Source organism: Gilliamella sp. B2785, from assembly GCF_026537005.1.
Taxonomy (GTDB): Bacteria; Pseudomonadota; Gammaproteobacteria; order Enterobacterales; family Orbaceae; genus Gilliamella; species Gilliamella apicola_E.
In genome coordinates this window covers 195,660-220,456 of record NZ_JAFNNC010000004.1, presented here as the reverse complement: position 1 = coordinate 220,456, position 24,797 = coordinate 195,660, and the positions used below count along the sequence as shown (strand labels likewise).

Sequence of the window (24,797 nt, the reverse complement as noted above, 5' to 3'; positions counted from 1 at the left end):
GGGTTATGAGTTATTGGGTGATTATGATTTAAGTGGCTATGAGCTATGGTATCAAAAGCATTGCCAAATACCGAAGCAGAAAACACCACAATCCCTTCTCACAACATCTCAAGAGGTAAACGAACAGTTAAACGAACTCCACGATATGAATAAACCCTTAACGGTTCAGCATCTATTATTTTTACAATCATGGCAGGCAAATAAATACCCTGCCATGGTAGATAGTGCGTTTATACAGACGTTGAAGAATTATTTTAGTGAATTGCATTAATAGCAGCGCACACTGTGCCTGATGGCGCTATCGGATAGGATTTATCAAATCCGCTGATAGAAAAAAGGCTATAAATAAGGTCAGCATTTTTCACGCAGAGCTTGATGTCGAAAATAAATCATCCGCCCAAACTAGGGTGGTTTTTTTTAAGTTTTTTATCGAAAAAAAGTTGAGGAGCGGGGTTTTTGGGTTCTAAATTCTACTTTGCAATGTTGTCTTAAATAAATAATTCTGCTTTAAACTGTAGCGCTTTTTAGTAGCTGTTTTTTTGCATCAAAAAAAGTTGAGGAACGGGGTTTTTGAAGGGAAAAGTTGTGTTTTTTAGTTATCAAATGATGCGATTAAGTCGCTAATAAAAAAGGCTACAATTTATTAATTTGTAACCTTTATTGCTTTGTTGATTGATCAACGTATATTTTATTGACCCATACGACGCGTTAATTCGATAACACGTATTTTTGCTAAGGCTTTTGACAGTTCAGCAGATGCTTGAGCAAAAGACATATCATCGCTTGGGTGATTAATGTGTTCTTGTGCTTGTCTTACTGCTTCTTGCGCCCTTGCTTCATCTAAGTCTTCACCACGAATAGCGGTATCAGCTAAGATTGTGACCAAAGTTGGTTGTACTTCTAAAATACCACCTGATAGATAGATAAACTCTTCTTCACCATTGGCTTTTACAATCCCGACCATTCCCGGCTTTATGGTGGTCAGTAACGGAGTGTGACCGGGATAAATTCCGAGTTCACCTTCTCGCCCTGTGACTCTGATTCGCTGAACATCACCTGAAAAAAGGTGAGATTCAGCACTAACAACTTCTAATTGATAGGAAGTTAGTGCCATAATGCTCTCTCCGTTCTATAAATCTCTTAGAGAGATTTTGCTTTCTCAATCGCTTCGTCGATTGAACCAACCATATAAAATGCCTGTTCAGGAATATGGTCATAATCACCGTTCATAATACCTTTAAATGCACTGATGGTGTCTTTTAATGGTACGTATTTACCTGGTGAACCAGTGAACACTTCCGCAACGAAGAATGGTTGAGATAAGAAACGTTGAATCTTACGTGCACGAGCAACAGTTAATTTATCATCTTCCGATAATTCATCCATACCAAGAATTGCAATGATATCTTTTAATTCTTGATAACGTTGAAGAATTGACTGTACGCCACGAGCACAATCGTAATGTTCTTGACCAACAACAAGTGGATCTAATTGGCGACTTGTTGAGTCAAGTGGGTCAACCGCTGGGTAAATACCTAATGATGCGATTTGACGACTTAATACGATTGTTGCATCCAAGTGAGCAAAGGTTGTTGCCGGTGATGGGTCAGTTAAGTCATCGGCTGGTACGTATACTGCTTGGATTGAGGTAATTGAACCGGTTTTCGTTGAGGTAATACGTTCTTGTAATAACCCCATCTCTTCTGCTAATGTCGGTTGGTAACCTACCGCAGATGGCATACGACCTAATAGTGCAGATACTTCGGTACCGGCTAAGGTATAACGGTAAATATTATCGATAAATAATAGTACGTCTTTACCTTCGTCACGGAATTTTTCCGCCATGGTTAAGCCAGTTAACGCTACGCGTAAACGGTTCCCTGGTGGCTCATTCATCTGACCATAAACTAACGATACTTTATCAAGTACGTTTGATTCTTTCATTTCATGATAGAAGTCGTTACCTTCACGAGTACGTTCACCCACACCAGTAAATACTGAGTAACCTGAGTGCTCGATCGCGATGTTACGAATTAATTCCATCATGTTAACGGTTTTACCCACACCCGCACCACCAAATAGACCAACTTTACCACCTTTTGCAAATGGACAAATTAAGTCGATAACTTTGATACCGGTTTCAAGTAATTCTGTTGAGTTAGCCAACTCTTCGTATGTTGGTGCTGCACGGTGAATCGCCCAACGCTCTTCTTCACCAATAGGACCTGCTTTATCAACAGGATCACCAAGTACGTTCATAATTCGGCCAAGTGTTTTTGTTCCTACAGGAACTTCTATGCCGTGACCTGTATTTACTACTTTAAGTCCACGTCTTAAACCATCAGATGAGCCCATTGCAATACAACATACAACGCCACCACCTAATTGTTGCTGAACTTCCAGAACTAATTTTTCAGTGCCAGTTTCCACTTCTAATGCATCATATACCTTTGGTACTGCATCTTCTGGGAATTCGACATCAACCACCGCACCGATGATCTGGACAATCTTTCCAGTAGCCATTTTTATTCCTCTACGTCTTTTTCTTAACTATAAGCCAATATTTAGCACTAACCTGAAACAGCAGCTGCACCCGATACAATATCAATTAATTCGTTGGTAATCGCACCTTGACGTGCTTTGTTATACACAATTTGTAATTCATTAATTAAATTTGCACCGTTATCGGTTGCTGCTTTCATGGCCACCATTCTTGCTGCTTGTTCACTCGCTAAATTGTCAACCACCGCTTGATAGACTTGTGATTCAATATAACGACGTAAAATCACATCTAATAATGATTTTGCATCTGGCTCATAAATATAATCCCATGATGAAGCTTTTAGCTCTTTATCTTCTGAATGTGGTAATGGTAATAATTGCTGTATTGTCGGCTTTTGGGACATGGTATTAATAAATTTATTGGTTACTATATATAATTTATCAATTTTACCGTTGTCATATGCCTCAAGCATTGTTTTTACCGGACCAATTAAATCAGATAAAGTGGGTTCGTCACCTAAATTCGTTACCTGGGTTAAAATATTCGTTTTTACTGAAGAGAAAAACGATACCCCACGTGAACCAATTAAAGCCACATCTGCTTCAACACCTTTCTCTTGCCATGCTGACATATCAGCAATGACAGTTTTGAAAAGATTGATATTTAATCCACCACATAAACCACGATCGGTTGATATGATAAGATAGCCAACTCGCTTTACATCTCTTTCTTCTAAATAGGGATGTTTGGCGCCTATTTGAGCTAACGCTAAATGTCCAATTACTTCGCGAATCATTTCAGCATATGGACGACTAGCAGCCATTCTGTCCTGCGTTTTACGCATTTTAGAGTTGGCTACCATTTCCATCGCTTTGGTGATCTTTTGCGTACTTTGGATACTGGCAATTTTCGTTCTAATCTCTTTTGCATTAGCCATTTGTTACCTCACCCTTACCAAGTTTGAGTTGATTTAAAGCTTTCAAGCAATGCTTTTAACTTACTTTCAATCTCATCGTTGTAATTGCCTGTCTCGTCGATCTGTTTTACAAAATCGGCATATTGACTATGGGCATAAGATAGAAGTGCTGTTTCAAATGATAATACTTTAGCAAGTTCAACATCTTCTAGATAACCACGCTCAGCGGCATAAAGTACAATTGATTGCTCTGCAACAGTCATTGGTGAATATTGCTTTTGTTTGAGTAATTCAGTTACTTTTTCACCGTGGCTTAATTGGTTTCTTGTTGCTTCGTCTAAGTCAGATGCAAATTGTGAGAAAGCGGCTAATTCACGATATTGTGCAAGTGCTGTACGAATACCGCCTGATAATTTTTTCATTATCTTAGTTTGAGCCGCACCACCTACACGAGAAACCGAGATCCCTGGGTTTACCGCAGGACGGATACCCGAGTTGAATAAGCTGGTTTCAAGGAAGATCTGACCATCTGTAATCGAAATTACGTTAGTTGGTACGAATGCAGAAACGTCACCCGCTTGAGTTTCGATAATTGGTAACGCAGTTAATGAACCGGTTTTACCTTTTACTTCGCCTTTAGTGAACTCTTCAACATAAGCTTCGTTAACACGAGCTGCACGTTCAAGTAAACGTGAGTGAAGATAGAACACGTCACCAGGATACGCTTCACGTCCAGGTGGGCGACGAAGTAGTAATGAAATTTGACGATAAGCAACGGCTTGTTTCGATAAATCATCATAAACAATTAGTGCATCTTGTCCGCGGTCACGGAAGTATTCTCCCATAGCACAACCCGCGTAAGGTGCTAAGTATTGTAATGCTGCTGATTCAGATGCTGATGCAACAACCACAATGGTATTTTTAAGTGCACCGTGCTCTTCAAGTTTACGCACTACGTTAGCAATAGTTGATTGTTTTTGACCGATTGCGACGTAAATACATTTAACACCAGAATCACGTTGATTAATAATGGCGTCGATGGCTAATGCGGTTTTACCGGTTTGACGGTCACCGATGATAAGTTCACGTTGACCACGACCAATTGGAATCATTGAGTCAACCGCTTTATAACCAGTTTGTAACGCTTGGTCAACAGATTGACGATCGATAACGCCTGGCGCAACAACTTCTACAGGTGAGAAGCCGTCATGTTGAATCGAACCTTTACCATCAATTGGTTCACCAAGTGTGTTAATAACACGGCCTAATAAACCATCACCTACTGGTACCTGTAAAATACGGCCAGTACATTGTACTTTCATCCCTTCAGATAAGTCTTCGTATGGTCCCATGACCACCGCACCAACAGAATCTCTTTCAAGGTTTAATGCCATTGCATATCGGTTGCCTGGTAATGCAATCATTTCGCCTTGCATGACATCAGTTAATCCGTGGATTCGAAGGATACCATCACTTACTGAGATGATCGTTCCTTCATTGTGAGCATCACTCACAATATTGAACTGAGCTATCCGCTCTTTAATTAGTTCACTTATTTCAGTTGAATTTAGCTGCATTATCAGTCCCCTTAAGACTGTAGAACGTCATTTAGTCGATTTAGACGTCCTCTGATACTACTATCAATAACCATATCGCCCGTACGAATAATAAAACCAGAAATGAGCGATTTATCAATATGACATTTTAGTTTTACTTTTCGTGATAAACGTTTTTCGACAGCGACAGAAATTTTATCAAGTTGTTCACTAGTAAGCTCATTGGCAGAAATTACATCAACGTCTGCTTGGGCTTCTCTTTCTAAACAGTATTGCTCAAACAATGTTAACACTTCAGGAAGAAGGGATAAGCGTTTGTTTTCAGCCATCACTTTAATAAAATTAGTGCTAAACTCATCAAGCACATCTTTACAGATGTTGATGAGTAAGTTAGCCACTGAATCGGTTTTCATGTCAGATGTTAAAATGCTTTTTATTTGAGCATCTTTGCTCACTTCAGCAGTTAACACTAACATTTTGTGCCATGATTCGATGCTATTTTTTTCAACAGCAAAGTCGAAAGCGGCTTTAGCATAAGGGCGAGCAATCGTAATTAAGTCAGCCATTGCTCTATTCTCCTTATAGTTCAGCTACGAGTTTATCAATGATGTCGCTGTTAGCGGCTTCATTAACAGAACGTTCAATAATTTTTTCTGCACCGGCAATAGCGAGTGTAGCGACTTGTTGTTTAAGCTCTTCACGAGCGCGTTTACGCTCAGCCTCAACTTCAGCAAGTCCTTGAGCAACAATCCTTTCTTTTTCACGAGTAGCTTCTTGTTTAGCTTCTTCTAGAATGGCTGCTTTGCGTTTATTCGCTTGCTCAATAATTGCATTAGCCTCAACCTTAGCCTGTTGCATTATGTCAGATGTATTTGCTTTGGCTAATTCCAAATCTTTTTTTGCTGTTTCTGCTGAAGCTAATCCTTCCGCTATCTCTTTTTGGCGTTTTTCAATCGCTCGGATAACCGGAGGCCAAACAAACTTCATACAGAACCAAACAAACAATACAAATGTAATTGCTTGGCCGAGGAGAGTTGCGTTCATATTCATGAGACAATTCCTCTTAAATTATTATTAACCAGCAACAGCAAAAATAACATATAGCGCAATACCCACACAAATCATAGGAATCGCATCAACTAAGCCCATAACGATAAAGAATTGTGTACGTAACATAGGCATTAATTCTGGTTGACGAGCAGCACCTTCTAAGAATTTACCACCTAATAGACCGATACCAACTGCACCACCGATTGCAGCTAATCCCATCATTATGCCAGCGGCTACAAATAACATACTCATACTATCCATTATATACTCCAGTTTATTATCTAAAAAAAGTTAAAATTAATGATCTTCTGTTGTTGAGGCCATCGCTAAATAGACGATAGTCAACACCATAAAAATAAATGCTTGTAAGGTGATTATCAAAATATGGAAGATAGCCCATGGTAGTGATAATACCCATTGTGACCACCAAGGTAATAATGCTGCTATTAAGATGAAGATAAGTTCACCAGCATACATGTTACCGAAGAGTCGTAATCCTAAAGAAACAGGTTTAGCCAATAAGCTAACAAGTTCAAGGACTAAATTGATTGGTGCAAATGCCCAATGATTAAATGGATGCAAGGTGTATTCTTTAATAAACCCTGAAATCCCTTTATATTTGATTGAATAAATGATGATAAGTGCAAAGACACCGAGTGACATTGACATTGTGATACTCACGTCAGCTGTCGGTACGACTCTTAAATGAGATAGACCTAAATATTGTCCCGCATAAGGTAGGAAATCAACAGGGATTAGATCCATTAAGTTCATTAAAAATACCCAGATAAACACAGTAAGTGCTAAAGGGGCAATGAGTTTATTTTGACCTGTGAACATGTCTTTGACAGTATTATTTACAAATTCAAAGATCATCTCTACCGCACATTGAAGTTTACCTGGTACGCCACTCGTCGCTTTCCTTGCTACACGATGGAAAATCCATAAGAAAAGCACACCAAGTACAATTGAGAAGAACAAGGAATCAAGATTAAAGGTCCAAAAACCAGAACCAACTTGTAAGTTCTCCAGATGGTGTTTTATATAAGCTTGCGGTGAAGCTGGAGAGGAAACTGCCATATAACCCTCTTACCTATTTTAAAAATAAAAACTACAGTTTGTTTTTGCCTTAAAAGGTATAAACAATCACTGCAATAACCGAAGCTATTATTTTAAACCTAATTCCCTATAATAAGTCAACAACTGATTAAAAAAATAAAGAATTTAGACACTTTTTACTAATTTTGTGTAAAGAATAACAGCTTTACCGCTCACTTTATTAGAAATATTGTTCATCAATAGCTTAATTAATGATGAAAAAACAGGCTAATTTGATGCTTTAACTGCATTGGCAATTTGTTCCGCTAATTTTTGTACTTGAGAGTGATTACTACCTTCTACCATTACGCGGATAAGCGGTTCGGTGCCTGATTTGCGTATCAATACCCGACCTTCATTGCCAAGTTGCGTTTCTGCCTGTTCAATTGCAGATTTGACCGCAGCATTGGCTAATGGGTTTCCTGTATAACGAACGTTAATTAATATTTGTGGTAGCATGGTCATGCCTTGACATAATTCAGCGAGTGACATGTTATTTCTTATCATTGCAGCTAGAACTTGTAAGCCTGCAACAATACCATCGCCTGTTGTGGTTTTATCAAGTAAAAGGACATGGCCTGAATTTTCTGCACCTAATCGCCAATTTTTTTCAACCAGCATTTCAAGCACATAACGGTCCCCCACTTTTGCTCGTACAAATGGGATGCCAAGATTTTTAAGAGCGATTTCAAGTCCCATGTTGCTCATCAAGGTCCCGACAACGCCACCTTTAAGTTGACCTTGCCTTAAGGCTTCACGAGCAATAATGTAAATAATTAAATCACCATCAATTCTATTGCCTTTATGATCGACCATAATGATGCGATCTCCATCACCATCAAGAGCAAAGCCCAAGTCAGCTTTTTCTTCAAGGACAGTTTTGGTTAATGCTTTTACATCAGTAGCACCACAGTTTTCATTAATATTGACTCCATCCGGTTCACAACCAATTTTTATTACTTTAGCACCAAGTTCCCGAAGTACTTTTGGGGCAATGTGGTAAGTGGCTCCATTGGCACAATCCACAACAACTTTTAGTCCTGATAGACTTAAGTCGTGATCAAAGGTGCTTTTACAAAATTCGATATATCGGCCAGCTGCATCGGTTATTCGGCTTGCTCGGCCAAGTTGTTTTGATTCAACACAGTCGATCTGTTTTTCAAGCTCGGCTTCGATTTCTAATTCAATGGCGTCATCGAGTTTTCGCCCTTCAGTTGAGAAAAATTTAATACCGTTATCATAAAATGGGTTATGAGAGGCCGATATGACTACACCCGCATCAGCCCGAAATGTGCGAGTTAGATAAGCAATGGCAGGTGTTGGCATTGGTCCAGTAAAAGCAGCAGCGACGCCCGCGGAGGCAAATCCTGCTTCTAAAGCCGATTCAAGCATATAACCTGAAATACGAGTATCTTTACCGATGAGGACTTTTTTAACACCATCTTTAGCCAGTACTCGTCCTGCTGCCCAGCCTAACTTGAGGGCGAAATCAGGCGTGATAGGATATTCTCCAACTTTTCCACGAATACCATCTGTCCCAAAATATTTCCGATTAGACATGTTATTTCCTCATACTAAAGTTTTTTATTTGACCAATTGCCTTTCTTATAAGTCGTTTTTTATCCTATAAAAGGAAGCGAAGTAAAATTATTCTCGATTGTCATTAGCAAATTTTAATAATACTTGGCTCTCTTTTATAAAACGTTCAGCATAACTGCCAAACCATTTAGTTACTTCATTAAAATTTTCAATGAATTTAGCTTTATCTCGTTGTTCAATTAATTTAACCATTTGCCCAAAACATTCATAATAGCGTTTGATTAACTCAATATTTTCATCTGACGCCATGATGATATCGGCATAAAGAACGGGATCTTGAGCAAATAAGCGACCAACCATCATTAACTCCAAGCGATAAATAGGTGATGATAAGGTAATTAATTGTTCTAAATCAGCATGTTCTCGTTGTAAATTTACACCATATGAGAACGAAGTAAAATGGCGTAATGCTTGAATAAACGACATACATTTGTCATGCTCTTTGGCATCAATCGCGCACAAATTGGCTCCCCAAATTCGCATCTGTTCAATTAACCATTGATATTGTTCAGGATATCGACCTTGGCAGTAGACAATGACTTGTTTGGCTAAATTTGGCACGTCCGGACCAAACATGGGATGCAATCCAACCACAGGCCCCGCGTGTTTGGCTAGCATGGCTTGTAAAGGTTTGACTTTGATTGATGTAAAATCGGTTAAAATGCAATCTTTAGGTAACGGTGGTAATTGTTCAATGATTTCGCATGTTTTGTTGATAGGTACTGTAACAATAACGGCAGCGGCATCAGCGACAACTTCGGCTGCTTGATGCATGGTTTTGGAACCTAAGGTTTTAACTTCATAACCTGATAGGGTAAATAGTTTGGCAAATAATCTACCCATTTGTCCATTACCACCAATGATGACAATTGAGCCTTTGCCGTTGTAAACTTTTTTAAAACCTTTGTCGTTTTCACTGATATAGGACTCACGCATTAATCGGCGTAAAATATCCTCAATTAAGGCGGGTGATATACCTAAATTTTCGGCTTCTTGTTTACGTTTAGCTAACATATCGGCTTCACGTTTAGGATCATAAATCGGAATTCCATGCTCGCTTTTTACCTCACCAACTTCAGCAACTAATGCTAGTCGTTGACTAATTAAAGCTAAAATTGATTTGTCGACTTCATCAATTTTATGACGCAATGAAAGTAATTCCTTAGACATATTGTTGATCCTTTAATCACTAGTTATAGCTTTCGCTGTAATTGCTTAACAGTATAACGTATTTTTGGTAGCATGGGTCAATTGCAAAATTAAATCAAATACAATAAATTTATGATTAAAGTTTTATCTTTTAATATTAATAGTATTCGTATTCGAATCCATCAATTAGCTGCGATTATTGAAAGACATCAGCCCGATATCATTGGTTTACAAGAGACTAAAGTTCATAATGACCAATTTCCAATCGAAGAACTTAAGCAATTTGGCTATCATTTATATTATCACGGTCAAAAAGGTTATTATGGTGTAGCCTTATTGACTAAGCAAAAACCGTTGTCGGTCGAGTGTGGGTTTCCGACCGATGAAGATGGTGCTCAATGTCGATTAATGGTAGCTGAGTTTCCTACTAGCAAAGGTAATTTAACCGTCATTAATGGTTATTTCCCGCAAGGTGAAAGTTTGCATAATGAAATTAAATATCCAGCTAAGCGTAAATTTTATCAAGATTTAATTGAATATATACAGGATCGACAGCTGAATAGCCAATTATCACTCATTATGGGTGATATGAATATTTGTCCAACTGATTTAGATATTGGGATTAATGAAAATAACCGCAAACGGTGGTTAAGTGCGGGTAAATGCTCTTTTTTACCTGAAGAGCGTGAATGGATAAATAATTTAATGGCAGCAGGTTATACTGATACTTACCGTCATGCCAATCCAGATACACAGAGATTTTCTTGGTTTGATTATCGTTCCAGAGGTTTTAGTGTAAAAACTGGATTAAGAATCGATCTTATTTTAGCTAGTGAAAAACTTATGCAATATTGCGGTGAAACCGGTATTGATTACGATATTCGTGGTATGGAAAAACCTTCCGATCATGCGCCAATTTGGGCCGACTTTGATTTAGATTAAACTTGTTAGGATAATAGTATGCACAATAGTTCGATTTTATCGGTAAAAGATCTTAATCAAATAGTTAGAGATTTGCTTTCTGATGCTATTGGGCAAGTTTGGTTAGTTGGTGAAATTTCCAATTTTTCTCGCCCAGCTTCAGGTCATTGGTATTTCACTTTGAAAGATGATATTGCGCAAGTGCGCTGTGCCATGTTTCGTAATAATAATTATCGTACGGGATTTACCCCTCAAAATGGTCAACAAGTTTTAGTTAATGCCTCGGTAACTCTTTATGAAGCACGTGGTGATTATCAATTGGTTATTAATCAATTGCAACCGGCTGGTGCTGGTTTGTTACAACAAAAATTTGAGCAACTAAAGCAAAAACTGTCAGAAGAAGGATTGTTTGATCCGATTTATAAAAAGTCGTTACCTGATAATATTCGTACGGTTGGGATTATTACTTCGTCAACAGGTGCAGCACTACATGATATTTGTCAGATATTAAACCGGCGCGATCCAAGTCTGAATTTGATTATTTACCCAACGTCGGTACAAGGTACCGAAGCTGCGGCACAAATTGCCAGAATGATTCAAATCGCAAATATTCGCCAAGAATGTGATGTTTTAATTGTTGGGCGAGGAGGGGGATCGCTTGAAGATCTTTGGTCATTTAATGAGGAGCTTTTAGCCAGAGCTATTTTTGCTAGTCAATTACCTATTATTAGTGCTGTTGGTCATGAAGTTGATTTCACCATTGCTGACTTTGTTGCTGATGTGCGCGCAGCTACCCCATCGGCAGCAGCTGAGTTGGTTAGCCGGGATAAGCTAGAGCAGATAAAAAGTTTACAAGTTCAAGAACAATACTTATGTATGGCGATTGATTACTATTTAGTACGTCGACGAGAATTATTAAATAAGCGTTATCAACGATTGCAATCACAACATCCTCAAACTAAATTATCTAAGCAATTAAATCGTTTATTAACCAGTCGTCATGCTTTATTTGAAAATATGCAGCACTATTTATCTAAACAATCCTATCGTCATAATGTGCTGGATAAATATTTGTTACGTGTTTCACCACAACATAAAGTGCTCTATTATGGTCAAAACCTAGAGAGAAAACAGCAACAACTGATTAATCTGGTTCAAAAAAGGTTAACGGATGCTAAGCATGAATTTGTATTAAAAACATCTCAGCTTAATAGTGTTAGTCCACTTGCTACTTTAGATCGTGGTTATTCTGTAACAACTAACCAGCAACAACAAGTGATAAGAACGGTTGAACAAGTGTCTATTGGTGACTTTATTTTAACCCAGCTTAAGACAGGTAAATTAATCAGCCAAATTGTTGAGATAGATAAAAAAAATAAGTAAAACTGCTCTTTTTTCAATAATGTTTAGCTCAACACATTGGATAAAATTGCACCTCAAATAGTATTAAGGATATAATATCTGACATGTTGGAAAATACTAAGAGAATAAAGTGGTTATACATCCTCCAATAGGTATTGATTTAGGTACTACCAATAGTTTAATTTGTGTTTGGCAAAACGGCCAGCCGACACTAATTCCCAATTCAATAGGTGAAGTTGTTACTCCTTCAGCTGTCAGCATTGATGAAGATAATACCATTTTGGTTGGTCATGCGGCTTTATCTCGTTTAACTACTCATCCTAGTCGTAGTGCAGCAGCATTCAAACGTTTTTTAGGTTCAAGTAAAGTTTTTGAGTTGGGTGATAAAAAATTTACCCCAACAGAACTTTCAGCACTAGTTTTAAAATCATTAAAAGCGGATGCTGAAGCTTTCTTGAAACAAGAAATTCGTGATGTCGTGATTTCCGTTCCCGCTTATTTTAATGACGAACAGCGTAAACAAACTCGCTTTGCTGCTGAGCTTGCAGGATTAAACGCAGTCCGTCTAATCAATGAGCCCACCGCTGCTTCAATGGCGTATGGATTACATGAAGAACAATCAGGAAATACGCTGGTTTTTGACTTAGGTGGTGGCACATTTGATGTGACAGTATTGGAATATGCAATGCCAATCATTGAGGTTCATGCATCAGCAGGCGATAACTACTTAGGCGGTGAAGATTTTACCCATGAAATAGTTAAAGCATGTTTGAGTGAATGGGAACTTAAGCAAGAAGATATTCCTGTCGATGATTATGCGCGTTTATTGGATTTAGCTGAACAATTAAAATGTAAGCTAAGTGGCGAGCAAATGCATAATTTGACATGGTTTTGGCAAGATAAGCAATGGCAATTTTCATTAAATGAAGTAAGAGCTAAGTCGATTTGGTTGCCATTACTCAATCGATTACGAGCGCCAGTTGAACAAGCATTAAGTGATGCTCGCTTAAAGGCCAATGAACTCGAACATATTGTTTTAGTTGGTGGTTCATCGCAATTAGGTGTGGTTCGTGAATTAGTGACAAAGTTATTTGGTAAACTGCCTTATCGTCATATCAATCCAACTACTATTGTTGCACAAGGTGCAGCTGTTCAGGCGGCATGTCGTTTGCGAAATGCCGATGTTGAAGAGGTTATTCTAACCGATGTTTGCCCATATACACTTGGTATTGAAATTTCTTCGGGTAATATTAAAGGGTTATTTTCGCCAATTATTGAGCGTAATACGATAGTTCCAACTTCAAAGGTAAAAACGTTTTACACTTCATACCCTCAACAAAAAAGTATTATGCTTTCTGTTTATCAAGGTGAGAATCCAAAGGTTGAAAATAACGTTTTAATTGATGAATTTGAAGTGCCCGTCACACCTATGGAAAAAATACAAGGTATTGATGTTCGCTTTAGTTATGATTTAAATGGTTTGCTTGAAGTCGACGTGGTATTACTTGAAACAGGGGCATTGCATGGTAAAGTGATTGATCACAGTCCGATTGGATTAACCGATAAACAAAAACAAGAAAGCCATGACCGATTAGCGGCACTTAAAATTCATCCTCGTGATGAAATGTTAAATCGTACATTATTAGCAAGGTTAGAGCGAGCATGGGCACAATCATTGGGTGATGAACGACTACTCATTGGTTCTTATATCGAAGCTTTTATGGAAGTCTTAAATCAGCAAAATCTTGAAGAGATAGAACAGGTTCGAAGCGAAATTGAATCGAATCTTAACGATCTTAATCGATAATCAGATAGATTTAAAAAATCCCCTTTGGTCATAATTAAATATCTTTTCAAAGGGGATAGTACACAACGGAAATAGTATAAGCCGTATCTTTGCTTAGCTATCTAATGGTGGTCCATAGCGATTAGTTTGATTAATTGAGGGAGAGAAAATAGATAGACGATATTTTCCGCTACTATATGCATCATTTGAACGTCGCCTAATTGCAAAAATAATATTAATTATAATTAATGCAAATAATATATAGTAAATCATATGATGAGATGATTTCACCCCACTTAACTTTATTATCAAAAAACTTAATATCGTGGTGACGCAACATATTTGATTATAAAAACCTTTGCCATTGGTTCGACCATTCCAACGCCATATTTGATGCGATTTATTTTTAGGCAGTGATTTTGCTTCAAGATTTTTTTGATTTTCAATATTTTTTGCTAGAAGCAGTGTAGAGCATAAACGTAATATTAGATCATTATCCGTATCACTTCTAATATTCTCCAATTTATTACTTTTATCATCATTAAAAATCATATTATCTTCAGATAAATTTTCATTAAGGGCTTTCAATTGGTTTAATAATTGATAAATATCACGATTTTCTTTCCTAAATGAGGAGGAGATTGATAGTTTGTTCTCAAATGCTTTAGCTAATTGTTGCAATGCTTCATCATCACCAGCTAATTTTTGTAAGACCTGATGTAACTCCTCTTTTTGATTCAGTTTATTTAAGATTATTGTATGGAGTAGCATTAAATATGCTGGTGAGTGGTTAGCTAATTTAGCTTGCCATAATTGATCTATATTTTGTTTGATATCGGTAAAATTAACATCCTCAGGTATATCAATAAAATATTCAATGGCATTAGGGTAATTACATAACATACTACTAGTTAACTTGTTATTACAATCGATCAGATTATATAACTCAACTTCATTTTGCCATTCATTAGACTTAAAAGTATTTAGTAGTGGTGTGAGTTGATCATCATCAGGCAAATGAAATAACTGATTATTTTTCCTAATGAAATTTGCAGCTTTAAACGGCGAATTACCAATAGTCACGACCAATAGACAATGACGATACCATTGCCAATATGCATCTTTATTATCAGTAATTAACTCGACTGGTAATTTGGGTAAATTATCTCGCCCTCTGAAATGAAAATATATTGGCCAGTCAAACATCTCCATATTGCGATAGTTAATATTTCTATATAAATTTAGTTTAGCTGTGTCTGGAATATCATCGAATCTATCTAGCCATAAACGACCAAATAAAACATATTCACCATTTTCATCTGGGTCAAACTTAGTTGGAATAATAGTATCATCATAATATAACCAAGCTTTAAATTCTTGGACTGGTGAAAGTTTTGTTAGCCATTCAAGGTGCTGTTTAGCCTGGCGTTGTAGATTTTGTAAGATAAATTGTTCAAATTGATCTTCAAAGTGATCATTTAAGATTGCATGTAATAATGTTTCATTACCGTGTCGTAACATAATTGCATGACGATATAAGCGATAAAAGCTACTGGTTCCATCATCATGTAATAATGTATATAACACTTGGCGATAATTCCAATTAATATCAGTTGCCCATCTAATAACATTAGCAATTTCTTCTGGGTAATCTTCTATTTTTAATTTAAACAATCGCGAGTTTGTAGATGTAGTAAGCTGGGGTATCGCATATAAATATTTATTATCAGTTTCAGCGGGTAGACAATGTGATTGATTAAGTGCAAGGAGCAGTAAAGGTAAATAATTTTGATGGTTTTTGGTACACCACTCAATTAACCAAATAGTAGCTTGCTCTTGATATTGTGGTAAATGATATAACTCTATCCAGAATTGAAAGGCATTTTCTTCATCTTCAAGTAAAGAGTATTGTATTGCTGCAACAACTTTCCATTGATTAGCTTCATCTTGATTGGAATTAGCGATGCGAGTTAAAGCATACTCTAATAAACTTTTATTTTTCACTTTAGCAAAGCTATGCCAATTAGCTAAATCTTCCATCAATTCCTGGTTATTGGGTAAGTAAATCACAGTATGAATAGAAAAATACTTATTTAATTCCTTATAAGGTTTATCCCAAAAAATCCATTGCGCATTACGCACATAATTGATAGTTTCATTTTGTACTGCTTTATTATTTTTAGGTAGGCAGTTATAGTCAAACAAATCACCTCGTTCAATGTGATCGAAAAAATTCTCGTACATTTCAATCTTATCAGGATAGTGATCCATCACTTGTTGGCGCCAACGTAAATTTTCTGCCAATATTTTTACGCAATTAAGTGATATGGTTAATGTATCATAACTGATATCTAACATTTTCCATTTGGCAATATCTAATACAGACATTGGGTAATCAAAAAAGGAGGCAATAAACTTTTGCCATTCATCAACATCATTGCAGCGAGCAGGATCATCTAGTAATGCTTGATAATTGTCACAGATCTCTTTAACTTGGCGTTCTTCTTCGGTAATGCTTACTTCCTCTTGCTCTTGATTGGACTGTTCATCTGTTTCTTCTGGTGACTTTGCGTATTGCATCGCCAATTCATAAGCTTCCCGTAAAGCTTTGAAGCCTACTGGATCTGTTTCGGGGTGATATTGCGGAAGTTTTGCTCGATAAGCATTACGAATTTCTGTTATATCAATGGTTTTATCAATACCCAATAATTGCCAAAAATTATTATTCATGACCAAGCATACTCCATTAAAGATTGTGGTTTTTCTATTTCTTCAAGTTCGATATACCAAGGTAAGTGATGATAGGGGGAGTCTTCATTGGAATATAACTTGGACATAGTCCAATTACGCGATGAGCGACATAATTCGCAACGTAGCTGCTCTAAATCTTCTTTATTGGATAATGATTCCCAATATTGATACCCAATAAACCATCCTGAAAAATAGCTTTGCCAAGATGAATAATAGTGCTGAGCTCGTAGCGCTATTCTATAAAAAATCCATAGTGCTTCATCTTCAGTAATGAACATATTGCTGGTGCCATTGCGTAATAGATAGCCCATTCTTGCATAATCAAAGCTACGTATGCCACCAACACCACACTCGGAATAGGTTTTTTCTACATATTCAATTAAGACTTTATCGTAATCGCAGTGTTTTTCAATATATTTAAGCCAATGAGGAGCGGTTAATCTTGGGTACATAAAATAGTGTTTAGATAAAGCCGGCGCATGACCATCATCAACCATATCAAAAATCATTGATAATAGGCTTTCTCGAGAGTCAATGCCCCAGTCTTTTTTCATATCAGTATAATTTCGTTCTGGATAAAAATAAGGTGAGGTATAACTTGCGCCTTCTTCTTTATTTAATGCAACCATTGGTGCAGATAATCCAAATAACCAATCGATACAATCTTGATGCATAGCTTAACTCTGTTAATGTTTATTATTAATCTGTGTAAAAAGATAGCAGATTTTATAGAAAAATAAATGTTTGTTTTAACAAGTAGAGTAATTGCTTTATTGAGATATGTTAATTAAAAATAATCAAATAACTTTTACATTTCAGAATAATAAAATTATTTTGCAAATCATTATCTACAAGGCATAATAAAAAGAATTTATCAGTATTTGAATTTTACTGAGCTGTAAATAAAAGGAGTAATAATGAAAAAAATTGTCTTAGTTGCTGTATTAGTATCGGGTGCTTTAATGCTACAAGGTTGTGTAGCGGCTGTTATTGGTGTCGGCGCTGGCGCTACAGCAAAAGTTGCAACCGATCCACGTACTACTGGAACGCAAGTTGATGATACAACGCTCAATACCAGAATGAATAATAAGCTAAGCGAAAATGGTCCTTTCTTTATAGGCTCTCGTATTTCCTCAAGTACCTATGATGGCAATATTATTTTAACTGGCCAAGCGAATGCAGAACAAATTGAAAAGGCTGAACGTCTTGCATATCAAGTTGAAGGTGTGAAGAAAGTTTATAACCAAATTCGCTCAGGTGAGCCTGTCGGTGCTGGAACTATCAGTAATGATATGTGGATAACAACAAAAGTTAAATCGCAACTTGTCATAAATTCCAAAACAAAAGCACGTAATATCAAAGTGGTGACTGAAAATGGTGAAGTGTTTTTAATTGGCATTGTTACCAGTGAAGAAGGGCAAGAAGCCGCTAATGTTGCAAGTAAAGTTGCTGGCGTGAAAAAAGTTATTACGTTATTTACCCAACGCTAATCATAAGTAATTAAAAAAAGGAGAATTTATTCTCCTTTTTTTACATCATTAGTTAACAATTTAATTCGTTCAATCATTTTATCTAATCCTTGCTGCCTGGATTGACTCAATTCATCAATAATTTTTAACTGATTTAATATCGCGTGAAAATCAAGAGCCTTAATTTGTTCTGCATTTTTATTATTGGCAATCATAATTAAAACAGCGAGCAATCCTTTAACAATTCGACCTTCGCTGTCACCTTGAAAAATAAATGAATCATCAGGTTGTTTTTTGACTGTTAACCATACTCGATTTTCACAGCCATCAATCTGATTAGCCTCAGTTTTTTGGTCATCAGGAAACGCTGGTAATTGCTTTGATAAAGCAATTAATTGCCGATAACGATCTTGCCAATTATGTTGCTTAGAAAATAGTTCAAATAGTGGTGATAACATAATAAAACCAGTTAGTAATTAGAGATAAAAGATAAGCGATTAGCGTAAAATCCTAAGTTAATACCTCAATAGCATTTTTCAGTGCTGTAACAAAACTATCAATGTCTTGCTGATTATTATATGGCATTATTGAAATGCGAATAACCCCATGACAGCCAAGTTTATCCATCAACGGCTTTGCACATAATCCACCTGTTCGAATTGCTATGTTTTGTTCACTTAATAAAATAGCGATATCATTATGATGAATGTTATGCATATTAAAGCTAATTATTGGACTATTTTTAACACTGTAGAATTGGATATGGTTCAATTTACTTAATTTTGATTCAGCGTAATTTGCCAATTGTGTTATATAACCATTTAATTGTGCTTCATCCCATTTTTTTAGCCAATCTAATGTTGCTTTAAAACCAAGTATTCCTGCAATATTTTGGGTACCAGCTTCGAATTTATAAGGCAAATCTTCGACTTCAAAATCTGAAAATGTTGTATTTTTCAACATTTTTCCGCCACCTTGCCAAACGTCCATCTGTTCTAATAAATGTTGTTTTCCATATAGAACGCCAAGCCCTGTTGGGCCATATAACTTATGGGCAGAAAAAGCGTAAAAATCGATATCTAGCTTTTCAACATCAATTGGCTGATGAACAACACCTTGTGCACCATCTATCACTAAAATGGCATTATGCTGATGGACTAATTGACTAATTTTAACTAAATCTGGGCAAAAGCCAGTAACATTAGACATCTGGGTTATAGCCACAATTTTAGTTTTGGGTGATAGTAATGATGAAAGTTCATTAACATCGGCAGTCCACTTAATTACCTTTGCACCAGTTTGTTTGGCTACGATTAGCCAAGGTAATAGGTTGCTATGGTGCTCTAATTCGCTGACAATTATTTCATCATCGGCCTGTAATAAAGGTCTAGCATAACTTTGCGCAATTATATTTATTGATTCGGTGGTTCCACGAGTCCAAACAATTTGATGGCTTGATTGACTATGAATAAACTTAGCCACACTTTGCCGAGCTTCACTAATCGCTGTGGTAACTTTTAGTGCATCTTGGTGTAAACTGCGCTGTGCGGTTGCGGTATTATGTGCATAATATTCAACCGTTGTATCAATCATAGTTTGCGGTTTTAACGCAGTAGCAGCCGAATCAAGATAAACAGAGTTACTTAGAGCGGGGAAATCTGCTCTAAATTTTTCAGGTAGTTTATTGTGTAAGTTCAAGTCCAGCAATCCCATTCCAATAACCATTACAGTCTCGTTTATGTTCAATATGTAATGGGTTTGTGCCGTCTTCATTGGCTTTAAATTGTTTAACTACATCAAGCGTTTCAATACCAAGTGGTGAAATACGCACAATATCGACTAACCCTTTCATATCTTTCAGATTATTACCTAAATTGTAACAATAACCACTTTGGGTTTGAATGCCATTTAGTACAAACACCTTTTGTTGTTCTTGAGAAAACACTTCTCGTCCTACAGGATATTTTATACAACAGGTTTCACATTTATCTTTTGGTCTATCTTCTGATCTGGCTGTAAAACAACGAGCAGAATAAGCTAATGGCAAATAACCATAACTAAACACTTCAACCTCAAATTTACGATCAATTTTTAAAGAATCAAATTGGTTGAGAACATTATTTAACCAATCACGAGACAGTTCAACAGGCATACACCACCGCACCATACCTTGTTTTTGTAATAATTTTAGCGTAAATGCGTTGTAACAGTTAATCGCTGGGCCAGCGACGAAAGGAACTTTATTATCGTGGGCAATATTAATGGCAGCCAAATCATTAGCTTCAACTAAAAAGTCACCATTATTTACTAATTGTCTTAAATCGTTCAGTTCTGATGGCGCTTCCAGTAACGCAAGGGTAGAGAGTACTACTTGTTTACCAGACTTAGCAATTTCTTTGGCTAAATCTAACCAATTAGGTACTTTCATTTCACGGCGTTTGGTGCATACCGTTTCGCCCATATAAATGATATCAGCTTCACTATCTTTAGCGGCTTGATAAAAAGATTCAGTTTCGATTTTAGGCCAATAATAAAGCACTGGTCCTAATGCATATTTCATAGTTTTGCTCACTATATTTAAATTCTTGAATAGTCAATTGGCTAGCACATTAATATTGAAAACTACTAAGATTATTATATGTTTATTTTATTTTAAAATTTCAATATCAATGCTGACCAATTATTGCCATTTACGGTGATAAGCACCTAAAGTTGTTTGAGTCCCTTCTGAAACAGAGCCCAAGGTATCCATCCAATTCTTTTCAGCTTGGAATGCTTGTGGATTCGCTTTATAGCGATCAATAGCTTGTCTCCATACTTTTGTGACTTGTTCTACATAAGCTGGACTGCGTTGCCTTCCTTCAATTTTAACGGAAGCGATATTTGCAGCAAAAAGCTCCGGTAATAGTTCAATTGTATTTAAACTGGTTGGCTCTTCAATTGGATGATAAAGTGTATTTCCAACAAAATAACGTCCCTTACAAAGTGTTGGATACCCAGCATTTTCACCTTGTTTATGACAATCAATTAAAACATTGTTGAGTCTTGATTCAAGCCCTTTATCGGTCTCTTCCCAACGGACAAATTTTGCAGGAGAGCAAGCGCCAACAGTATTTGGCGATTCACCTGTTAGGTATGAAGATAAATAACAGCGACCTTCCGCCATAATACATAAACTACCAAACGCAAAAACCTCTAAAGGCACGGGTGATACTTGTGATAACTGTTTAACTTGATGCATAGATAACACACGAGGTAAAACAATACGATGCACCTGAAAGTTATTATAATAAAACTTAATTGACTCCTCATTAGTTGATGAGGCTTGCACTGAGACATGACGTTCAAGGTTCGGATACTTCTCAGCAGCATAATCAAGCATCGCTAAATCAGCAATGATTAAAGCATCAGCACCAATGTTAGCTGCAGTATCAACAGCATATTGCCATCGCTCAAAGTTTTCAGGATGAGCAAAGGTATTAATAGCTATATGTAATTTTTTACCGCGCTTGTGAACATAATCTGATGCTTCAACAAGTCGCTTTTCATTAAAATTTAAACCAGCAAAATGGCGAGCATTGGTATCATCTTTTAAACCAATATAGACAGCATCAGCTCCATTATCAATCGCCACTTTTAGGGATGGTAATGAGCCAGCGGGGCAAAGAAGTTCCATAATTATTCCTAACTTAAGTTCGGTATTTTATACGCCATATATTATGCAATAATTCCTAATTTAATGCGAATAATAAGCCGTAAAATGCTAAATTGTGGCAGGTCATAAATTCTTTTTAGAAAAAAGAAGCACACCTTAATTATATAACTTTTGATAGCAAAATAATCAAGGTGGTTATATCACTTAAGATGCAAATTATTGTAATTGGCAAGCATCTTCATCACCAATATTTTGGCAAGATAACTTAAAGTAATGTTTAGCCGTGTTTATATCTTTTTCTACCCCTAGCCCCAGTTGATATATAAGACCTAAATAATATTGTGCTTCACCACTATTTTGCTCTGCAGCAAGCTCAAACCACTTTTTTGCTTCTTGATAATCTTGTTTAACGCCATTACCGTTAAAATAGAGCCAACCTAAATTAAATTGCGAATAAACGTACCCTTGCTTAGCCGCATCTTCATCTAATTTTCTACCTTTTATATAATCTTGTTTTAAACCACCTTTTCCCAGATAATACAAGTTGGCTAAATTATTTTTAGACACAATTGCATTTCCCTTTGCGCCTTGTTCATAATATTTTCTGGCTTTGACTTCGTCTGGTTTAACACCTTTTCCATCTTGATAGAAAACGCCCAAATTTCCGGCTGCTGCAGGCTCACCATGTTTCAAGGCTTTCTCATACCACTTTCGAGCCATAACATAATTCTTATTTATTTCGTCATTATTTAAATTTGCTTCTATGCCTTTTACTTGGGAATTTCGAGCCATTATTTCATAAAAAAGCCCCATATAAAACTCGCCACTGCTGTTACCGTTCAATGCACCTTTTTCAATCAGTTTTTTGGCTTTATTTAAATCTTGATCTACCCCTAAACCATTTAAATACAATGAACCTAAGTATACTGAGGCATTTTCATTATTTTGTTTTACGGCTTTTTCATACCATTGAACAGCTTTGGTATAACTTTGCTCAACCTCAATGCCTTTTTCATACATATAACCTATACGAAATTGCGCCTCTGCATCATTTTGGGTTGTAGCTTTTTTGTACTCTTTCTGATAATCCAACTCTTGATTTCCATAAGCGAAGAAAGGCATATTAACAGAAAGAAATAAGCACATAATAAATATTAATTTCTTCATCCGTTTTTCCTCCTAAAAAACATAAAGTAATTGCATTGTAGCAAATTTCACTAATAATTGAGCATAATCGTTAAAAGTAAGAGTCTTGCGGTTGGTGGCTTGAGCGGATAAGGTTTTATGAAAGTTAACTATGGTTAGGATTCCATTCTAAGCTAAAATCAACCAGAGACCACATCTGACCATTAAAGGTAACTAGCTAAATGAACTCGGATTCACCATAAGACAACTCGTCACTATTACCGCTAAAAAAGCAAGTTGATTGTCGAGCTTGCGAGGTAGATCGTATAATTGATAAATAATCAGCTCGGTTCTACGATCTAAATAGCAGAACTGATAAAATCACAAGAAAAATTAATTATTCTGGTCCTTTCCAAATCAATTTATCTTGTAATTCAATCGGTACTATTTTAAACAATTCTTTAATATAAAAAACCTGCTTTGGATAATTTATTGAAATTTTTGCATTACAATTATCATAATAAAATTTAGCTTGATGATTTAAAAACCATAAATCATGTTCTGTAAAATTCTTATCTAAAATACTAATCATAATATTATGAACTAATTCAGACTCATAAAGACATGATTTATCTTTAGCTTTTATAAAAGCATTTTGTGATTGAACATTTCTAATATACGTTAGTGCAAACTCTAACATTTCTTTATATATATGACTCTTATTCGTATTACTTATTCCTTTTTTTGTAAAGGTTTTGCATCAATTTGCGGTTTATAGGTTGAAGTCCAACGTCCATTTTTTATTAATTTATTAATAAAAGTAGCATCCCATTAACGGCAGGTAGCTAGAACTGGGCAAGTTGATAGTAGGACTTGCTTTATAGGCTGAATCAATAAAAATAATGGCTCGATTTAAAGGATAAATTGATGACAAAATAACTGTTCATTTTTTAACAAATAAACAACCTAAATTCTGGGTAACCTTTAGAATCAACCTATTTCAAACTCTATTGATATATTAATTGCTTTTATAACTTCGTTAATCTTTTCCAAAAAGCATATACATTCATCTGGTATTTGGTACTTAAAATATATTTTTATTAAAAAATTATCTCTTCCTTTAGCATCAGGGAAATATTTATATATATTTTTACTTTCAATAACATTGATATAAACATTTAGTTTTTCTTGTAATTGAAATAGATGTTCATTGATATCTGATTCCCAATTCAAGTGATCTGTTATAATCAATATCACTTTTTGAGGATATATACCTTCCTTTGTCATTGTTATCATATCAATCTTATTTTTATCTTCGATAGTCATAAAATGTATTAATCTCCATTGGGCTTGGGTCTAACTACTTCTACTTTTATCTGAGGTATTTTGGCCTCCCCTTCAAATCCAGGTTTACCAGCACCAATAATTGTACCGCCATTTTTCCAAGATAATTATTTTAACTAAGGTCTATTCTAAACCCCATATTAGTCACAAATACAAGTAAATTCAAAGCCCAAAACAGATCTATTAAAGATGAACCACACTATTACGCCATTTGCTATCGCCGTAACGTTGGTAAAGGTACACCCTCACTTTAGCTTACGATTAAAGGCAACAGGCTAAATGAACTCGGATTCACCACAAAACAACGCGTCACCATTACCGCTAAAAAGGATAAGTTAATTCGCAAACTTGCGAAGTAGATAGCATAACTAATAAATAATTTCCTTAGTTTTGCTATAGAGATCTCAGAATCGAGTAAAACAAAAAGATATAACTTTACTTGCCAAAGATCTTTATTCCGTATCGTCGACATTCAGCAAACCAGATGACAATCCCAGCCGGGATACCTAAGGG

23 protein-coding genes are annotated in these 24,797 nt (G+C 36.1%); 4 read left to right on the top strand and 19 right to left on the bottom strand.

Annotated features, from left to right (window positions below; translation table 11 throughout):
* Positions 1–688: 688 nt before the first annotated feature.
* The 10 genes from J3U24_RS06585 to tyrA form a co-directional block, all read right to left on the bottom strand.
* Positions 689–1,114 carry a F0F1 ATP synthase subunit epsilon gene (locus tag J3U24_RS06585; protein ID WP_065734998.1) on the bottom strand — a complete coding sequence of 142 codons (426 nt, stop codon included), beginning with the start codon at positions 1,112–1,114 and terminating at the stop codon, positions 689–691.
* Positions 1,115–1,140: 26 nt separating this feature from the next.
* Positions 1,141–2,523, bottom strand: a complete 1,383-nt coding sequence (gene atpD / locus J3U24_RS06580; protein ID WP_025314341.1) for a F0F1 ATP synthase subunit beta — start codon at positions 2,521–2,523, stop codon at positions 1,141–1,143.
* Positions 2,524–2,570: 47 nt separating this feature from the next.
* Positions 2,571–3,440 carry a F0F1 ATP synthase subunit gamma gene (gene atpG, locus J3U24_RS06575; protein ID WP_065563776.1) on the bottom strand — a complete coding sequence of 290 codons (870 nt, stop codon included), beginning with the start codon at positions 3,438–3,440 and terminating at the stop codon, positions 2,571–2,573.
* 14 nt (positions 3,441–3,454) lie between these two features.
* Positions 3,455–4,996 (bottom strand): F0F1 ATP synthase subunit alpha, encoded by a 1,542-nt coding sequence (atpA, locus tag J3U24_RS06570; RefSeq protein ID WP_065563775.1) that lies wholly within the window; start codon positions 4,994–4,996, stop codon positions 3,455–3,457.
* Between the two features lie 11 nt (positions 4,997–5,007).
* Positions 5,008–5,541: a F0F1 ATP synthase subunit delta gene (gene atpH / locus J3U24_RS06565; RefSeq protein ID WP_065563774.1), complete on the bottom strand. Its 534-nt coding sequence runs from the start codon at positions 5,539–5,541 to the stop codon at positions 5,008–5,010.
* Between the two features lie 13 nt (positions 5,542–5,554).
* A complete protein-coding gene (gene atpF, locus J3U24_RS06560; RefSeq protein ID WP_065563773.1) occupies positions 5,555–6,025 on the bottom strand; it encodes a F0F1 ATP synthase subunit B in 471 nt (156 codons plus the stop codon).
* A 24-nt stretch (positions 6,026–6,049) separates the two neighbouring features.
* The gene (gene atpE, locus J3U24_RS06555) at positions 6,050–6,286 is read right to left on the bottom strand and encodes a F0F1 ATP synthase subunit C (protein ID WP_065563772.1); all 237 of its coding nucleotides are present in this window, start codon (positions 6,284–6,286) and stop codon (positions 6,050–6,052) included.
* A 36-nt stretch (positions 6,287–6,322) separates the two neighbouring features.
* Positions 6,323–7,105, bottom strand: a complete 783-nt coding sequence (atpB, locus tag J3U24_RS06550; protein ID WP_065734997.1) for a F0F1 ATP synthase subunit A — start codon at positions 7,103–7,105, stop codon at positions 6,323–6,325.
* Between the two features lie 246 nt (positions 7,106–7,351).
* Entirely contained in the window at positions 7,352–8,683 is a 1,332-nt protein-coding gene (gene glmM, locus J3U24_RS06545) for a phosphoglucosamine mutase (RefSeq protein WP_065563770.1), read from the bottom strand.
* Positions 8,684–8,770: 87 nt separating this feature from the next.
* On the bottom strand, positions 8,771–9,892 hold the full coding sequence (gene tyrA / locus J3U24_RS06540) for a bifunctional chorismate mutase/prephenate dehydrogenase (protein WP_267337257.1): 1,122 nt from the start codon (positions 9,890–9,892) through the stop codon (positions 8,771–8,773).
* A gap of 114 nt (positions 9,893–10,006) precedes the next feature.
* Between tyrA and xthA the strand changes: the two genes are divergently transcribed.
* From xthA to J3U24_RS06525, 3 genes are all read left to right on the top strand, one after another.
* On the top strand, positions 10,007–10,813 hold the full coding sequence (gene xthA, locus J3U24_RS06535; protein WP_065563846.1) for an exodeoxyribonuclease III: 807 nt from the start codon (positions 10,007–10,009) through the stop codon (positions 10,811–10,813).
* Positions 10,814–10,831: 18 nt separating this feature from the next.
* Complete coding sequence (gene xseA / locus J3U24_RS06530) at positions 10,832–12,175, top strand: exodeoxyribonuclease VII large subunit (RefSeq protein WP_267337258.1); 1,344 nt, start codon at positions 10,832–10,834, stop codon at positions 12,173–12,175.
* Between the two features lie 109 nt (positions 12,176–12,284).
* Positions 12,285–13,961, top strand: a complete 1,677-nt coding sequence (locus tag J3U24_RS06525; protein ID WP_267337259.1) for a molecular chaperone HscC — start codon at positions 12,285–12,287, stop codon at positions 13,959–13,961.
* Positions 13,962–14,054: 93 nt separating this feature from the next.
* Here J3U24_RS06525 and J3U24_RS06520 read toward each other — a convergent pair whose 3' ends face one another.
* Together J3U24_RS06520 and J3U24_RS06515 are read right to left on the bottom strand one after the other, a co-directional pair.
* Entirely contained in the window at positions 14,055–16,670 is a 2,616-nt protein-coding gene (locus tag J3U24_RS06520; protein ID WP_267337261.1) for a J domain-containing protein, read from the bottom strand.
* Positions 16,667–17,365: a DUF1266 domain-containing protein gene (locus J3U24_RS06515; RefSeq protein WP_065563765.1), complete on the bottom strand. Its 699-nt coding sequence runs from the start codon at positions 17,363–17,365 to the stop codon at positions 16,667–16,669. The genes J3U24_RS06520 and J3U24_RS06515 overlap by 4 nt, the downstream gene beginning before the upstream one ends.
* A gap of 243 nt (positions 17,366–17,608) precedes the next feature.
* On the opposite strand from J3U24_RS06515, the gene dolP reads away from it, so the two are divergent.
* On the top strand, positions 17,609–18,181 hold the full coding sequence (gene dolP / locus J3U24_RS06510) for a division/outer membrane stress-associated lipid-binding lipoprotein (protein WP_267337263.1): 573 nt from the start codon (positions 17,609–17,611) through the stop codon (positions 18,179–18,181).
* 26 nt (positions 18,182–18,207) lie between these two features.
* Here dolP and csdE read toward each other — a convergent pair whose 3' ends face one another.
* The 7 genes from csdE to J3U24_RS06475 form a co-directional block, all read right to left on the bottom strand.
* On the bottom strand, positions 18,208–18,618 hold the full coding sequence (gene csdE / locus J3U24_RS06505) for a cysteine desulfurase sulfur acceptor subunit CsdE (protein ID WP_267337265.1): 411 nt from the start codon (positions 18,616–18,618) through the stop codon (positions 18,208–18,210).
* A 52-nt stretch (positions 18,619–18,670) separates the two neighbouring features.
* Entirely contained in the window at positions 18,671–19,885 is a 1,215-nt protein-coding gene (gene csdA / locus J3U24_RS06500; protein ID WP_267337267.1) for a cysteine desulfurase CsdA, read from the bottom strand.
* Complete coding sequence (locus J3U24_RS06495; RefSeq protein ID WP_220225322.1) at positions 19,842–20,720, bottom strand: U32 family peptidase; 879 nt, start codon at positions 20,718–20,720, stop codon at positions 19,842–19,844. Before J3U24_RS06495 ends, csdA begins: the two co-directional genes overlap by 44 nt.
* Before the next feature lie 120 nt (positions 20,721–20,840).
* On the bottom strand, positions 20,841–21,836 hold the full coding sequence (gene ubiU / locus J3U24_RS06490) for a ubiquinone anaerobic biosynthesis protein UbiU (RefSeq protein ID WP_065563761.1): 996 nt from the start codon (positions 21,834–21,836) through the stop codon (positions 20,841–20,843).
* A 195-nt stretch (positions 21,837–22,031) separates the two neighbouring features.
* Positions 22,032–22,982, bottom strand: coding sequence for a tetratricopeptide repeat protein (locus tag J3U24_RS06485; protein WP_267337268.1), 951 nt, complete (start codon positions 22,980–22,982; stop codon positions 22,032–22,034).
* A 355-nt stretch (positions 22,983–23,337) separates the two neighbouring features.
* On the bottom strand, positions 23,338–23,640 hold the full coding sequence (locus tag J3U24_RS06480) for a hypothetical protein (RefSeq protein WP_267337269.1): 303 nt from the start codon (positions 23,638–23,640) through the stop codon (positions 23,338–23,340).
* 290 nt (positions 23,641–23,930) lie between these two features.
* Complete coding sequence (locus J3U24_RS06475) at positions 23,931–24,266, bottom strand: DUF6572 domain-containing protein (RefSeq protein WP_267337270.1); 336 nt, start codon at positions 24,264–24,266, stop codon at positions 23,931–23,933.
* Between the last annotated feature and the right edge of the window lie 531 nt (positions 24,267–24,797).

Coding starts and splice junctions, on each gene's coding strand:
- J3U24_RS06485 (WP_267337268.1), bottom strand. CDS start 22,982: ATGAAGAAATTAATATTTATTATGTGCTTATTTCTTTCTGTTAATATG.
- atpB (WP_065734997.1), bottom strand. CDS start 7,105: ATGGCAGTTTCCTCTCCAGCTTCACCGCAAGCTTATATAAAACACCAT.
- atpG (WP_065563776.1), bottom strand. CDS start 3,440: ATGGCTAATGCAAAAGAGATTAGAACGAAAATTGCCAGTATCCAAAGT.
- ubiU (WP_065563761.1), bottom strand. CDS start 21,836: ATGGAACTTCTTTGCCCCGCTGGCTCATTACCATCCCTAAAAGTGGCG.
- atpA (WP_065563775.1), bottom strand. CDS start 4,996: ATGCAGCTAAATTCAACTGAAATAAGTGAACTAATTAAAGAGCGGATA.
- atpF (WP_065563773.1), bottom strand. CDS start 6,025: ATGAATATGAACGCAACTCTCCTCGGCCAAGCAATTACATTTGTATTG.
- atpE (WP_065563772.1), bottom strand. CDS start 6,286: ATGGATAGTATGAGTATGTTATTTGTAGCCGCTGGCATAATGATGGGA.
- J3U24_RS06515 (WP_065563765.1), bottom strand. CDS start 17,365: ATGCATCAAGATTGTATCGATTGGTTATTTGGATTATCTGCACCAATG.
- J3U24_RS06495 (WP_220225322.1), bottom strand. CDS start 20,720: ATGAAATATGCATTAGGACCAGTGCTTTATTATTGGCCTAAAATCGAA.
- dolP (WP_267337263.1), top strand. CDS start 17,609: ATGAAAAAAATTGTCTTAGTTGCTGTATTAGTATCGGGTGCTTTAATG.
- J3U24_RS06585 (WP_065734998.1), bottom strand. CDS start 1,114: ATGGCACTAACTTCCTATCAATTAGAAGTTGTTAGTGCTGAATCTCAC.
- glmM (WP_065563770.1), bottom strand. CDS start 8,683: ATGTCTAATCGGAAATATTTTGGGACAGATGGTATTCGTGGAAAAGTT.
- J3U24_RS06475 (WP_267337270.1), bottom strand. CDS start 24,266: ATGACTATCGAAGATAAAAATAAGATTGATATGATAACAATGACAAAG.
- atpD (WP_025314341.1), bottom strand. CDS start 2,523: ATGGCTACTGGAAAGATTGTCCAGATCATCGGTGCGGTGGTTGATGTC.
- tyrA (WP_267337257.1), bottom strand. CDS start 9,892: ATGTCTAAGGAATTACTTTCATTGCGTCATAAAATTGATGAAGTCGAC.
- J3U24_RS06480 (WP_267337269.1), bottom strand. CDS start 23,640: ATGTTAGAGTTTGCACTAACGTATATTAGAAATGTTCAATCACAAAAT.
- J3U24_RS06520 (WP_267337261.1), bottom strand. CDS start 16,670: ATGAATAATAATTTTTGGCAATTATTGGGTATTGATAAAACCATTGAT.
- xseA (WP_267337258.1), top strand. CDS start 10,832: ATGCACAATAGTTCGATTTTATCGGTAAAAGATCTTAATCAAATAGTT.
- atpH (WP_065563774.1), bottom strand. CDS start 5,541: ATGGCTGACTTAATTACGATTGCTCGCCCTTATGCTAAAGCCGCTTTC.
- csdA (WP_267337267.1), bottom strand. CDS start 19,885: ATGGTTATTGGAATGGGATTGCTGGACTTGAACTTACACAATAAACTA.
- csdE (WP_267337265.1), bottom strand. CDS start 18,618: ATGTTATCACCACTATTTGAACTATTTTCTAAGCAACATAATTGGCAA.